The sequence below is a fragment of the Thioclava sp. DLFJ5-1 genome (assembly GCF_002020115.1).
GTDB classification, from domain to species: Bacteria; Pseudomonadota; Alphaproteobacteria; order Rhodobacterales; family Rhodobacteraceae; genus Thioclava; species Thioclava sediminum.
Map to the genome: position 1 here is coordinate 117,337 of NZ_MPZU01000003.1, position 13,854 is coordinate 131,190.

The following is a 13,854-nucleotide window of genomic DNA, read 5'->3' on the forward strand; positions in this document are numbered from 1 at the left end:
CACCGCGCGCCTTTTCAATTCAGTCCTTCAGGCACAGCTTGCACGAGGCAAGCGCCGCCATGTTCAGGATGTCGTTCACCGTCGACGTGGTCGAGCACAGCTGCACCGCGTGGCTCGTCCCGGTCAGGATCGGGCCGATCACGGTCGCTCCCGCCATCTCCTGCATCAGTTTCACAGAGATCGAAGCCGAATGGCGTGCCGGCACGACGAGAATGTTGGCGGGGCCGGTCAGACGGCAGAACGGGTAGTTCTTCATCTGATCCATGTTGAGCGCCACATCGACGGTCATCTCGCCATCATACTCGAAATCCGCCCCGCGCGCGTCGAGCACTTTCGGCGCGACATGCATCTTCGTGGCCCGTTCCGAGACCGGATAGCCGAAAGTCGAGAAGGAACAGAAAGCCACGCGCGGCTCAAGGCCCAGACCGCGGGCGACATGCGCGCCCGCCGTCGCGATATCGGCCAGATCGTTCTCGTCGGGCCATTCATGCACCAGCGTATCGCCGATCAGCACCACGCGACCCTTGTTCAGAAGGGCGGTGATCCCGACCGCCCCATCCGAGGGCTTCGCGTCGATCACCTTGTTGATCAGCTCCAGCACATGCGCCGATTTCCGGGTCGCGCCCGTGACCATCGCGTCGCCATGCCCATGCACCAGCATCAGCGCCGCGAAGACATGCCGGTCGCGCGTCGCCAGCTTGTGCGCATCCTCGCGATCCACACCCTGTCGTTGCAGACGCTCATAAAGGAAGTCCTTGTAGCTCTCGGTATTCTTGGAATTGGCCGCATTCACCACGCGCAGCTCGCGATAGGCATCGCCCAAGCCAGCCGCTTCGAGCTTTTCCTTCACGTCCTGCTCGCGACCCACGACCAGCGCCTCGCCCATGCCGGAGCGCTGATAGGCCACGGCGGCGCGCAGCACCCGCTCGTCATCGCCCTCGGCAAAGATCATTTTCGCCTGCGCCTGACGCGCCCGGCTCTGGATGCCCTGCAGGATCGACGCGGTCGGGTCCATCCGGGCTTTGAGGCTTTGGGCATAGCCTTCCATGTCGATGATCGGACGCCGGGCAACGCCGGTATCCATCCCGGCCTTCGCAACCGCCGGCGGGATCACGTGAATCAGTCGCGGATCGAAGGGCGTCGGAATGATGTAATCGCGCCCGAAGCTCAGCTTGCGCCCATAGGCCATCGCGACCTCGTCGGGCACATCCTCGCGCGCCAGCTCCGCCAAGGCGTTGGCGCAGGCGATCTTCATCTCGTCATTGATCGCGCGGGCGTGGATGTCGAGCGCGCCACGGAACAGGTAGGGGAACCCGAGGACGTTGTTCACCTGGTTCGGGTAATCCGACCGCCCCGTCGCCACGATCGCATCGGGACGCACCGATTGCGCCTCTTCCGGCGTGATCTCCGGGTCCGGGTTCGCCATCGCGAAGATCACCGGATTGTCAGCCATCGACTGCACCATCTCGGGCGTCACCGCACCCTTGGCCGAGACGCCGAGGAAAACATCCGCGCCTTCCATCGCCTCTTCGAGCGAGCGCGCCTCGGTCACCGCCGCATGCGCCGATTTCCACTGGTTCATGCCCTCGGTGCGCCCCTGATAGATTACGCCCTTGGTGTCGCACATGATGCAATTGTCATGCTTCGCGCCCATCGCTTTCACAAGCTCAAGGCACGCGATGCCCGCAGCGCCCGCGCCGTTAAGCACGATCTTGCAGTCCTCGATCTTCTTGCCCGACAGCTCCAGCGCGTTGATCAGCCCCGCCGCACAGATCACCGCCGTGCCGTGCTGATCGTCGTGGAACACCGGGATGTCCATCAGCTCCTTGAGCCGCTGCTCGATGATGAAGCATTCCGGCGCCTTGATATCCTCGAGGTTGATCCCCCCGAAGGTCGGCCCCATCAGCTTCACCGCATTGATGATCTCGTCGGCATCCTCGGTATCAAGCTCGATATCGATCGCGTTCACGTCGGCAAAACGCTTGAAGAGGACCGCCTTGCCCTCCATCACCGGTTTCGAGGCCAGCGCCCCGAGATTGCCAAGCCCCAGAATGGCCGAGCCGTTCGAGATCACGGCGACCATGTTGCCCTTCACCGTGTAGTCGTAGGCCAGCTCGGGATTCTCGGCGATCGCCTCCACCGGAACCGCGACGCCCGGGCTATAGGCCAGCGACAGATCGCGCTGCGACGTCATCGGCTTCGACGCCGTGACGTCGTATTTCCCCGGATGCGGGTCGAGGTGATACGCCAGAGCCTCTTCGGGCGTGATACGGTTCTTGCTGGGCATTGGGCCGGTGCTCCTCCTGCAGGTCCGAACCCGTTTAACGTCCCGTGATCCGCCACTCAACGGAATTGCGCCCGAATCCGGGGTTTTGTAGGGTCGCGCGACCAGCAAATGGGGGGCACATGGCCAAGCCGACCGTCACACCGATGATGGAACAGTATCTGGGGATCAAGGAGGCCAATCCGGGCGCACTCCTGTTCTATCGGATGGGTGATTTCTACGAGATGTTCTTTCAGGACGCGGTCGATGCCGCCTCCGCGCTCGACATTGCGCTGACCAAGCGCGGACAGCATCTGGGCGAGGACATCGCGATGTGCGGCGTTCCCGTGCACGCGGCCGAGGGCTATCTGCTGACGCTGATCCGCAAAGGCTTCCGCGTGGCGATTGCCGAGCAGATGGAAGATCCGGCCGAGGCGAAGAAGCGCGGCTCGAAATCCGTCGTGAAACGCGATGTGGTGCGGCTGGTCACGCCCGGCACGCTAACCGAGGAAAGCCTGCTGGAGGCGCGCCGCCACAATTTCCTCGCCGCCTGGGCCGAAGTGCGTGACGAGGCTGCGATTGCCTGGGTCGATATCTCCACCGGCGAATTCCGCGTGACGCCCTGCCCGCTGTCACGGCTGGGCCCCGAGCTCGCCCGGCTTGCGCCGCGTGAAGTTCTGGTCAGCGAGGCCAAAGAAGCCGACTGCGCCGAAATAGTCTCTGATATGCGAGCCGCGATGACGCCGCTTTCTCGCGCAAGCTTCGACAGTCAGGCCGCCGAGACGCGGCTTCTGTCGCTCTATTCGATCGGCTCTCTCGATGCGTTCGGCAGCTTCACCCGCGCCGAGATGGCCGCGATGGGCGCCATCGTCGACTACCTCGAGATCACGCAGAAAGGGAAACTGCCCCTGCTGCGCCGTCCCGTGCATGAAGACAGCGGCGCAGCGATGCAGATCGACGCCGCCACGCGGCGTAATCTGGAATTGACGCAAGCTCTGTCGGGCGGACGCGAGGGCTCGCTCCTCAACGCGATCGACCGCACGGTGACGGCAGGTGGCGCACGGCTTCTCGAACGCCGGATCTCCGCCCCGTCCCGGAACCTGACCGAGATCCACGCACGGCACGATTCCGTGCGTTTTCTGCTGGAACAGGGTCGATTTGCCGAAGATATCCGCGCCGATCTGAAGCGCTGCCCTGATATGGATCGCGCGCTGTCACGTCTCGCCCTCGACCGCGGCGGCCCGCGCGACATGGCCGCGATCCGCAACGGGTTGGAGCAGGCCGAGCGGATCGCCGAAGCGGTGTCCGCCGTCGAGGCCCCACCGCTTCTCGCCGAGGCTGCGAAAGCCCTCACGGGCCATGACGACCTCACCGCCCTTCTGGACGCGGCGCTTATCGCTGAACCACCGCTTCTCGCGCGCGATGGCGGCTTCATCGCGACGGGCTACGACGAAGATCTCGATCAGACGCGCCAGCTGCGCGACGAGGGCCGCGGCGTGATTGCTAAGATGCAGGCGGAATATATCGAGGCCACTGGGATCAATTCGCTGAAGATCAAGCACAACAACGTTCTGGGCTATTTCATCGAAACCACGGCCACCCATGCCGAGAAGATGCTCGCCCCGCCGCTGTCGGAACGCTTCATCCACCGTCAGACCACCGCGAACCAGGTGCGTTTCACGACCGTCGAACTGAGCGAGATCGAAACCCGGATTCTCAATGCCGGAAACCACGCGCTTGAGATCGAAAAAAGGCTCTATTCCAGCCTGAGACAGGCCATTCTCGACCGCGCGGGCCCGATCAACGAGGCCTCGCGCGCGCTTGCCGAAATCGACCTCGCCAGCGCCTTCGCGACACTCGCCCGCAACGAAGACTGGGCAGAACCCACTGTCGATGACAGCCACGCGTTCGAGATTGAGGGCGGGCGACATCCGGTGGTCGAAGCCTCGCTGAAGAAATCCGGCGAGCCTTTCATCGCGAATGACTGCGAACTGACCGAGGGCGCGCCCCCCGCGATCTGGCTGCTCACCGGTCCCAACATGGCCGGTAAATCGACCTTCCTGCGTCAAAACGCGCTGATCGCGCTTCTCGCACAGGCGGGCAGCTTCGTTCCGGCGAAATCCGCCCATATCGGCCTTGTGTCTCAGCTCTTCAGCCGTGTCGGCGCGGCGGACGATCTGGCGCGGGGCCGGTCAACCTTCATGGTCGAGATGGTCGAAACCGCCGCGATCCTCAATCAGGCCGATGACCGCGCTCTGGTGATCCTCGACGAGATTGGCCGCGGCACCGCGACCTATGACGGGCTCTCGATCGCTTGGGCGGTCATGGAACATCTTCACGCGTCAAACCGCTGCCGCGCGCTCTTCGCGACCCACTACCACGAGATGACCGCGCTGTCGGCCAAGCTCGACGGCGTCGAGAATGCGACCGTCGCGGTCAAGGAATGGGAAGGCGAGGTAATCTTCCTGCACGAAGTTCGCAAAGGCGCCGCCGACCGCTCCTACGGGGTTCAGGTCGCGCGCCTCGCCGGGCTTCCGCATTCCGTCGTGGAGCGCGCCCGGATCGTGCTCGATGCGCTGGAGAAGGGCGAACGCGAAGGAGGCGGAAAGAAACAGGCGGTGATCGACGATCTGCCGCTGTTTTCAGTGTCTAACACACCGCAACCGGCCGCCGCTCCCGCAGGTCCGTCGGAGCTGGAAGAGCGGCTGAAAGCCCTCATTCCAGACGACATGACGCCGAAAGACGCGCTCGACGCCCTCTACGAGCTTCGCGCGCTTCTCACGGAGTGATCTTCGTTTTGGAAGAAATATCCCGGGGGTCTGGGGGCAGCTCCCCCAGCCTTGCCGATCAGGATTTCGGAGTGGAGCTGACGCCCACTTTCGCCGGCCGCAGCAGCCGGTCGTGGATCATGAAGCCGTTCTCCATGACCTGAATGATGTCGCCGGCTTTGGTGCCGGGCGCGGGTGCTTCGAACATCGCCTCATGCATCTGCGGGTCGAATTTCTCACCGACCTCGGGCGCCACCGTGGTGATGCCGTGACGGGCGAACACGTTGAGCAATTCGCGCTGGGTCAGCTCGACCCCTTCGAGGAACGGCCCGGCTTGCGAACGAACATCCTCGTTCGCGGCTTCGAGCGCACGCGAGAGCGCGTCGAACACGGGCAGCATGTCGCGCGCCAGACGCGTCCCACCGTAATTCGAGGCTTCCTGACGCTCTTTGTCGGCACGTTTGCGCGCATTCTCGGCATCTGCCAGCGCGCGCATGAATCGGTCGCGATAATCGTCGCGCTCCGCACGCAATGCCTCGAGCTCGTCTTCCTCATGGGACAGCACATCCTCGAAGCTCTCGTCGATATGCGCCTGATCCTCGGCAATCTCGTCTTTTTTCTCGCTCATGCCATTCATCCTTTGCCCTGGCCGGAGATCATCCGCCCGACCAGTTGCGCTGTGTAGTCCACGATCGGCACGATGCGCCCGTAGTTGAGCCGGGTCGGCCCAATCACGCCCACCGCACCAATGATCTTTCGGTCAGCGTTCATATATGGAGAGACAACCAAAGAGGAACCCGAAAGAGAGAAAAGTTTGTTCTCAGAGCCAATAAAAATACGCACGCCCTCGCCATCCTCGGCCAGATCGAGGAATTCGGCGATGTCACGTTTCCGTTCGAGATCGTCGAACAGCGAGCGGATGCGGTCGAGGTCGTCTTCGGAGCCCAAAAGATTGGCACGACCGCGCACGATCAGCCGCTCGTAGCGCTCGCCTTTGTTCTCCCAAGCGGCCAATCCGCTGTCGATCAGCTCGGTCGCGAGCGAATCGATTTCGGTGCGATGGTTCGCGATCTGGCGCGCAATGTGACCGCGCAGTTCCGACAGCGTTTTCCCCTCAGCCATCGCGTTGAGGAAATTCGCGGCTTCCCGCATCGAAGACGGCGTTTGCCCCAGCGGTGGCGTGAAAACCCGGTTTTCCACCTGACCGTCAGCGAAGACGAGCACCACCAACGCCCGGTCGGGCGAGAGCGAGACGAATTCGATATGCCGGATCGGGGCTTCGTGTTTCGGCGTCAGAACGAGGCTCGCGCCCTGTGTCATCCCCGAAAGCGCGCTCGAAACCCGATCCAACAAAGACCCTACATCGCCTGAATTCGCCCCCATCGTGGCATCCAGCGCAGCGCGGTCCTCTTCGCCGAGATGGTTCACCTCCATCACCCCATCGACGAACAGCCGCAGCCCCGTCTGCGTCGGAACGCGTCCGGCAGAGACATGGGGGCTGTCCAGAAGCCCGAGATATTCGAGGTCCTGCATCACGTTGCGGATCGTCGCCGCGGAGAGCTTCTCGTTCATCTCTCGGGTCAGGCTCCGCGAGCCCACGGGACCGCCGGTCGTCAGATAGCCTTCAACCACCCGGCGAAACACTTCGCGGGAGCGGTCGTTCAGTTCGGAAAGAATATCGTTCTGGTCACTCATCGCGCTTCATCCCTGCTGACTTAAAGCCGCGCGAAGCCGAAGGTCAATCACGGCACGGGGGTTGCATCGCTGCGCATGGGCGATCAAATGGGGTGAATTCATTAGAAAGGACCCCACGATGCGCCCATCCGGCAGAGAGTTAAGTGAACTTCGCCCGATTTCAATCGAAACCGGGGTTACGAAACACGCCGAAGGGTCTTGCCTGATCAAAATGGGCGACACCCATGTGCTGTGCACCGCCACGATCGAAGACCGCGCGCCGTCTTTCCTCAAAGGCTCTGGCCTTGGCTGGGTGACGGCGGAATACGGCATGCTGCCGCGTGCGACCAACACGCGCAACCGTCGTGAGGCCGCTGCGGGCAAGCAAGGCGGAAGAACCGTTGAAATTCAAAGGCTTATCGGTCGCGCTCTGCGCGCTGGCGTTGATCGTTCGGCGCTTGGCGAACGTCAGATCGTCGTCGATTGCGATGTGATCCAAGCCGATGGCGGCACGCGCTGCGCCTCGATCACCGGCGGTTGGGTCGCGCTGCGTCTCGCCACGAACAAGCTGCTGAAATCGGGCGCCTGCACTTCCGATCCGCTGCTCGATCATGTCGCAGCCCTGTCCTGTGGCATTTACGCGGGTCAGCCGGTCGCCGATCTCGACTATGCCGAGGATAGCGAAGCGGGCACTGACGGGAATTTCATCATGACCGGGCGCGGCAAGTTGATCGAAGTGCAGATGTCGGCCGAAGGCGCGACATTCTCGCGCGAACAGATGGATCGGCTTCTCGATCTGGCAGAGGAAGGCGCTGCGAAGCTTGTCGAAATGCAGAAAGCCGCAGTCGAATGAGAACCTTCACCGAAAAGAAGCTGCTGGTTGCGACCCATAACGCCGGAAAGCTCGAGGAGATCAAAGCGATCCTCGCGCCTTTCGGCGTCGAGGTCGTCGGCGCGAAGGAGATGAACCTCCCCGAGCCGGAAGAGACCGAGAGCACCTTCGTCGGCAATGCGCGGATCAAGGCCCATGCCGCGGCGAATGCGACCGGCCTGCCCGCCTTGGCGGACGATTCCGGCATCGAAGTCGACTGTCTCGACGGTGCGCCGGGCGTTTACACGGCCGATTGGGCAACCACCCCCAACGGGCGCGACTTCACCATGGCGATGGAAAAGACCTGGAAAGCCTGCGACGAGATCGAAGCGGAGCTGCCGCGGACCGCGCGCTTCCGCTCTACCCTGGTTCTCGCCTGGCCCGACGGGCATGACGAGGTGTTCGACGGCCGTGTCGAAGGTCAGCTGGTTTGGCCGATGCGCGGCGCTCTCGGGCATGGGTATGACCCGATGTTCCAGCCCGATGGCTATGACCAGACCTTCGCGGAGATGGATCCCGCGCAAAAGAACGAGATTTCGCACCGTGCGGATGCTTTCCGCAAGTTCGTGACGATTTTCGACGCGAAATGACCGAGGATTGGCGGCACGGAGGGTTCGGCCTCTACCTTCACTGGCCGTTCTGTGCCGCCAAATGCCCCTATTGCGACTTCAATTCCCATGTCGCGACCGCCATCGATCAGAAACGATGGCTCTCTGCCTATCTCAGCGAACTCGACCGCTATGCCGCAGAGACCGAAGGTCGGATTCTGAACACGGTTTTCTTCGGCGGCGGCACACCCTCGCTGATGGATCCCGACATCGTCGCCGCAATCATCGAGCGCATCCGCAGGAACTGGCAAACCAGCAACGATTTCGAGATTACCCTCGAAGCGAACCCCACAAGTGTCGAATCCGGGCGGTTTAGAGCCTTTTCCGAGGCTGGCGTGAGCCGAGTTTCGATGGGAATGCAGGCCCTGAACGACGAAGATCTCCGTCGTCTGGGGCGGATGCACTCGGTCGCAGAAGGCCAGAAAGCTTTCGACATTGCGCGCAAGCAGTTCGAGCGTGTGAGCTTCGATCTGATCTACGCGCGCCAGCACCAGACGATCGAAGATTGGAAAGCAGAGCTGGACGAGGCGCTGAAAATGGCGGTCGACCATCTATCGCTCTATCAGCTGACCATCGAACCCGGCACGGTATTCGGCGCGCGACACGACGCGGGCAAGCTGCGCGGCATTCCGGAGGACGATATCTCCGCCGAAATGTATTTCGCGACGCAGGAAATCTGCGAGAAGCACGGCCTGCCCGCCTACGAGATCTCGAACCACGCGCGCCCGGGCGCCGAGAGCCGCCACAACCTGATTTATTGGCGTTATGGCGACTATATCGGTATCGGCCCAGGCGCACATGGACGCCTGACCGAAAACAGTGTCCGCCACGCCACCGATACGCTCAAACAGCCCGGCGCCTGGCTTGCGCAGGTGGAAAAAACCGGTGCTGGAGAGAACGAACGCGCCGCCCTGCCCCGCGAAGAGCAGGCAATCGAATATCTTCTCTTCGCGCTGCGCCTGTCCGAAGGGCTCGAGATGGAACGGTTCAACACGATCTCGCGTTCACCGCTCGATGAGGCGACGATGCGCCATCTTGAGGATATCGGCATGGTTGAGAGAGAGAACGGATTTCTGCGCGCGACGGATCGAGGCCGCCCGGTCTTGAACGCCATCATTCGCGATCTCATCCCCTGATGCGCATCCTCTGGCTCACGCTTGGCATCATCTCGGCCGGGATCGGGATCATCGGGCTATTTCTGCCGCTCGTCCCGACCGTTCCGCTGATGCTTCTGGCGACGTTTTGCTTCGCGCGATCCTCTGATCGTCTGCACAACTGGATCATCACTCATCCGCGCTTCGGACCGCAGATCATTGACTGGCAAGAACGCCGCGCTATCGCGAAACGCGCAAAAATCGCGGCAACAGTGTCTGTTTTCGCGGCTTTCGGCCTGTCTTTGGCCTTCCGGTTACCGTTAGAAATCCTGGCGATTCAGGGGATCACCCTGCTCGGCGTCCTGATTTTCATCTGGACGCGCCCGAATAGCTGATCAGCCGTTGCTGAGCATCTGGCAAAGCTTGTCGAGCTCCTCCAGATCGTCGTAAGCAATCGTAATCTTGCCGCCGCCGCTGCTGGTATGATCGATCGCGACCTTCATCCCGATCGTCGCGGACAGATCGCCCTCGAGCGCCCGCGTGTCAGCGTCTTTCTGAGGCTTCGGACGCGCTTTGCGCTCCTCCCCGCCCTGCTGCTTCTTGGCAAGTTTCTCGACATCACGCACCGAAAGCGTCTTCGCAACGGCCTGTTTCGCCAGGCTGACCGGATCTTCGGCGGTGATCATCGCCCGCGCATGACCGGCAGACAGCTTCCCCTCACGCAGATAGACCTGCACTTCTTCGGGCAGCTGCAGCAGACGCATCAGATTCGCGATGTGGCTACGGCTTTTCGACAGCGCCTCGGCCAGTTTTTCCTGCGTATGCCCGAAGCGGCTCATCAACTGCTTATACGCAAGCGCCTCTTCGAGCGCGTTGAGATCGGCACGCTGAATATTCTCGATGATCGCGACTTCCAGCACTTCCGTGTCGTTAAATTCGCGAATGATGACCGGAAGCTGGTGCAGCTTGGCCATCTGCGACGCGCGCCACCGGCGTTCACCGGCCACAATCTCGTAATGATCGGGCTTCGTCGGATGTTTGCGCACGATAAGCGGCTGAATCACACCCTTTTCGCGAATCGAAGACGCCAGTTCTTCCAAAGCGGCCGGCTCGAAATCACGACGTGGCTGATCGGGGTTCGGCTCGATCTTTTCGACCGGAACATATTGCTCAGGGCGACGCGGAGGCGCCGTCGTCTCGGTCGGATTCAAATCAACATCCGCCATCAAAGCCGACAAACCACGCCCCAATCCACGCTTTTCGCGTTCCTTCGCCATTCTCACACCGCCTTTGCCAGTTCATGCCGCGACATCAATTCGCTGGCGAGATTCCGATAGGCCAACGCCCCACGCGAACTGCTGTCGTAGCTGAGCACCGGCATCGCATAGGATGGCGCCTCGGAGACCCGCACATTCCGCGGGATCATCGTTCGGAACACCAGCTCGCCCAACGTCGCGCGCGCATCCGCCTCCACCTGCTGCGAGAGATTGTTCCGCACGTCATACATCGTGAGAACAACTCCCTCGATTCGCAGGTTACGATTCGCGCTCAGGCGGATCTCCCGGATCGTCAGCATCAGCTGCGAAAGCCCTTCGAGCGCGAAGAATTCCGCCTGCAGCGGCACCAGAACCGAATGCGACGCAACCATTGCGTTGATCGTCAGAAGGCTCAGTGATGGCGGGCAATCGATCAAGATATAGTCGAAGCCATAGCTATCAACATCTGGATGTCGTAGTGCGTCATGCAGAAGGAAGCTGCGCTTTTCGGTCGAGACAAGCTCCATATCCGCCGAAGACAGGTCCGTCGTCGCCGGGCAGAGGTACAGGCCGTCGATTTCGGTCTTGTGCAAAACCGAGGAAACCGGCGCGTCTTCGATCAGCAGATCGTAGGTCGTCAGCTCGCGATCATCGGGCTCAATCCCGAGGCCCGTCGACGCATTCCCCTGCGGATCGAGATCGATCAAAAGAACCTTGCGCCCGGCTTCTACCAGCCCTGCCGCGAGGTTGATCGCCGTCGTCGTCTTTCCCACGCCGCCTTTCTGGTTCGCAATCGCAATGATTTTCGGTTCATTTGCGCGAATTGGATCAGACACGCTCGGCTCCGTGGATTTTCAGGACAACACTGTTTGGATCGCTGAGGCTTTCGATCGCCTCGTAGTCAAAGGACCAGCTTTCCTGCGCCTGCGCAAGTTCTTCCTGCCAGCGCGCGCCCTTCGGGAAGATAGCGATGCCGGAGGGCTTCAGGTGCCGGGCGCTGAATTCCAGTAGTTTCGGCAGATTCGCGAGGGCTCGGGCCGAGACGACATCGGCTTTCAGCGGGGCGATCTCTTCGATTCGTTGCGCAAGAACGCGGATATTGAGCGACAGCTCTCGTGTGACCGTCGAGAGAAATGCCGATTTTCGCAGATCCGATTCGACCAAAATGACTTGGCGTTCTGGCGCTTTTTCGGCCGACAGAATCGCGATCACCAAACCCGGAAAGCCGCCCCCTGCCCCGAAATCCGCCCAAATTCGCGCATTTTCCGGTGCCATCGCGAATATCTGTGCCGAATCGAGAAAGTGGCGCGACCACATATCCTCCAAGGTCGACTTCGCAACGAGGTTAATCGCGGGATTCCACTTCTTGAGCAGCGTCTCATAGGCAAACAGCTTATCCAATGTTTCACGTGAAACATCGAATCGCGCTGCGAAATCTTCGGCCTCGGGCGTCGTCATGCCGAGCGTGCCCGCTTTGATTGCCGCAGCCGCGCCAAGATCAAAGTCAGCGCCGCCGGAGTCACGCCGTCGACACGCCCCGCCTGCCCCAAAGTTTTCGGCATCGCGCGCTTAAGTTTACCCTTCAACTCGTTCGAGAGCCCCTGCAGGGAATCAAAATCGAAATCTTCGGGAATTTCCCAGCCCTCATCGCGCTTAAGGGAAGCCGCATCGACCTCCTGACGCGCAACGTAATTTGCATAGAGCGCATCGATCGACAGCTGCCGCGCCGTCTCATCGGAGAGATCCTGCAATTCCGGCAGCGCCTCTTGCAGCGCGGGCATCGTGATATCGGGGAAAGACAAAAGATCGAAAGCGGTCCGCCGCGTCCCGTCCTCGTTCACCTTGAAGCCCTTCGCCTTGGCTTCCTTGGGTGTTAGCGAGATCGACTGCAGCAGCTCCCGACCTGCCGTCAGATCGGCGGATTTCTTTTCAAACAGAACCCGGCGCGCCTCGCCAACGCAGCCGATCTCGATCCCCATTCCCGTCAGGCGCTGGTCGGCATTGTCGGCCCGCAGCGACAGGCGGAACTCGGCCCGCGAGGTAAACATGCGGTAAGGTTCCGTTACCCCGCGCGACGTCAGATCGTCGATCATCACACCGATATAGCTCGACGTCCGGCTGAAATGCACCGGCGCGCCCGCCTTCGCAGAGGATGCCGCATTCAAACCAGCGACGAGGCCTTGAGCTGCGGCCTCCTCATATCCTGTGGTTCCGTTGATCTGACCCGCAAGATATAGGCCGGGCACAGCACGTAACTGCAGCGTCGCATCCAGCGCGCGCGGATCGACATAGTCATATTCGATCGCGTAACCGGGCTGCAGGATCTTCGCCTCTTCCAACCCGAAAATCGAATGGACGTAATCTTCCTGAACATCCACCGGCAGCGAGGTGGAAATCCCGTTCGGATAGACCGTGTCGTCGTCCAGGCCTTCGGGCTCAAGGAAAATCTGATGCGAGTCCTTGTCCGCGAAGCGCACGACCTTGTCTTCGATCGACGGGCAATAGCGGGGCCCAACCCCGGAAATATGACCGCCGTACATCGCAGAGCGGTCGAGGTTGCCCCGGATGATGTCATGCGTGCGCGCGTTTGTATGGGTGATCCCGCAAGAGATTTGCCGCACCTCGGGGCTCCGGTTCAGGAAGGAAAACATCACCGGGTCGTCATCGCCGGGCTGACTCTCCAGCTTGTCCCAGGCAATCGTCTTGCCATCCAGCCGCGGCGGCGTGCCGGTTTTCAGCCGGCCCATCGGAAGATCCATCGCGTAAAGGCGTTCTGCCAACGCGCGCGAAGGCCGATCTCCGATACGGCCACCCGGACGCTGCTGGTCGCCGATATGGATCACGCCATTCAGGAAAGTCCCAGACGTCAGGATCGCCGACTGACAGTTAAGCGTCACACCGTCGGCCAGCACCACACCAGTGACCCGGCCGCCTTCAACGCGCAGATCGGTCACCTCCCCCTCGACCACCTCGAGGTTGGGCTGCGCCGCGGTCATACGCTGGGCAGCCTCGCGGTAGAGTTTGCGATCCGCTTGAGCGCGCGGGCCTTGCACCGCGGGGCCTTTACGTCTGTTAAGAAGGCGAAACTGGATACCCGCAGCGTCTGCCAAGCGCCCCATAACGCCATCCAGCGCGTCGATCTCGCGGACCAGGTGGCCTTTACCAAGCCCACCGATCGCCGGATTGCACGACATTACCCCGATCGCATCGGCGCGAAGCGTCACCAAAGCCACCTGCGCACCCATCCGGGCCGCCGCGTGGGCTGCCTCGGTTCCGGCGTGCCCGCCTCCGATCACGATGACGTCGTAATGTTTCACGTG

General features: G+C 61.6%; 12 protein-coding genes. 5 read left to right on the forward strand and 7 right to left on the reverse strand.

Going from position 1 to position 13,854, the window contains the following annotated elements; translation table 11 throughout:
- Positions 1–19: 19 nt before the first annotated feature.
- Positions 20–2,287 carry an NADP-dependent malic enzyme gene (locus tag BMI86_RS11210; protein ID WP_078541487.1) on the reverse strand — a complete coding sequence of 756 codons (2,268 nt, stop codon included), beginning with the start codon at positions 2,285–2,287 and terminating at the stop codon, positions 20–22.
- A gap of 119 nt (positions 2,288–2,406) precedes the next feature.
- Here BMI86_RS11210 and mutS point away from each other — a divergent pair, with 119 nt between their 5' ends.
- Complete coding sequence (mutS, locus tag BMI86_RS11215; RefSeq protein WP_078541488.1) at positions 2,407–5,052, forward strand: DNA mismatch repair protein MutS; 2,646 nt, start codon at positions 2,407–2,409, stop codon at positions 5,050–5,052.
- A 58-nt stretch (positions 5,053–5,110) separates the two neighbouring features.
- Here mutS and BMI86_RS11220 read toward each other — a convergent pair whose 3' ends face one another.
- Together BMI86_RS11220 and hrcA are read right to left on the reverse strand one after the other, a co-directional pair.
- Positions 5,111–5,659: a nucleotide exchange factor GrpE gene (locus BMI86_RS11220; protein WP_078522675.1), complete on the reverse strand. Its 549-nt coding sequence runs from the start codon at positions 5,657–5,659 to the stop codon at positions 5,111–5,113.
- A 5-nt stretch (positions 5,660–5,664) separates the two neighbouring features.
- Positions 5,665–6,726, reverse strand: a complete 1,062-nt coding sequence (gene hrcA, locus BMI86_RS11225; protein ID WP_078541489.1) for a heat-inducible transcriptional repressor HrcA — start codon at positions 6,724–6,726, stop codon at positions 5,665–5,667.
- A 118-nt stretch (positions 6,727–6,844) separates the two neighbouring features.
- Between hrcA and rph the strand changes: the two genes are divergently transcribed.
- From rph to BMI86_RS11245, 4 genes are read left to right on the forward strand one after another with little or no spacing between them, the layout of a single operon-like run.
- Complete coding sequence (gene rph, locus BMI86_RS11230) at positions 6,845–7,558, forward strand: ribonuclease PH (RefSeq protein WP_078541490.1); 714 nt, start codon at positions 6,845–6,847, stop codon at positions 7,556–7,558.
- On the forward strand, positions 7,555–8,166 hold the full coding sequence (gene rdgB / locus BMI86_RS11235; RefSeq protein WP_078541491.1) for an RdgB/HAM1 family non-canonical purine NTP pyrophosphatase: 612 nt from the start codon (positions 7,555–7,557) through the stop codon (positions 8,164–8,166). The genes rph and rdgB overlap by 4 nt, the downstream gene beginning before the upstream one ends.
- Complete coding sequence (hemW, locus tag BMI86_RS11240; protein WP_078541492.1) at positions 8,163–9,320, forward strand: radical SAM family heme chaperone HemW; 1,158 nt, start codon at positions 8,163–8,165, stop codon at positions 9,318–9,320. The genes rdgB and hemW overlap by 4 nt, the downstream gene beginning before the upstream one ends.
- Positions 9,320–9,673 (forward strand): YbaN family protein, encoded by a 354-nt coding sequence (locus BMI86_RS11245; RefSeq protein ID WP_078522670.1) that lies wholly within the window; start codon positions 9,320–9,322, stop codon positions 9,671–9,673. The genes hemW and BMI86_RS11245 overlap by 1 nt, the downstream gene beginning before the upstream one ends.
- Here BMI86_RS11245 and BMI86_RS11250 read toward each other — a convergent pair whose 3' ends face one another.
- Genes BMI86_RS11250 through mnmG form a run of 4 tightly spaced genes read right to left on the reverse strand, consistent with a single transcriptional unit; the run spans position 9,674 to position 13,851 of the window.
- Positions 9,674–10,555 carry a ParB/RepB/Spo0J family partition protein gene (locus BMI86_RS11250; RefSeq protein WP_078541493.1) on the reverse strand — a complete coding sequence of 294 codons (882 nt, stop codon included), beginning with the start codon at positions 10,553–10,555 and terminating at the stop codon, positions 9,674–9,676.
- Positions 10,556–10,557: 2 nt separating this feature from the next.
- On the reverse strand, positions 10,558–11,370 hold the full coding sequence (locus BMI86_RS11255; protein WP_078522668.1) for an AAA family ATPase: 813 nt from the start codon (positions 11,368–11,370) through the stop codon (positions 10,558–10,560).
- Complete coding sequence (gene rsmG / locus BMI86_RS11260) at positions 11,363–11,992, reverse strand: 16S rRNA (guanine(527)-N(7))-methyltransferase RsmG (RefSeq protein ID WP_078541494.1); 630 nt, start codon at positions 11,990–11,992, stop codon at positions 11,363–11,365. Before rsmG ends, BMI86_RS11255 begins: the two co-directional genes overlap by 8 nt.
- Positions 11,989–13,851 (reverse strand): tRNA uridine-5-carboxymethylaminomethyl(34) synthesis enzyme MnmG, encoded by a 1,863-nt coding sequence (gene mnmG / locus BMI86_RS11265; RefSeq protein ID WP_078541495.1) that lies wholly within the window; start codon positions 13,849–13,851, stop codon positions 11,989–11,991. Before mnmG ends, rsmG begins: the two co-directional genes overlap by 4 nt.
- Between the last annotated feature and the right edge of the window lie 3 nt (positions 13,852–13,854).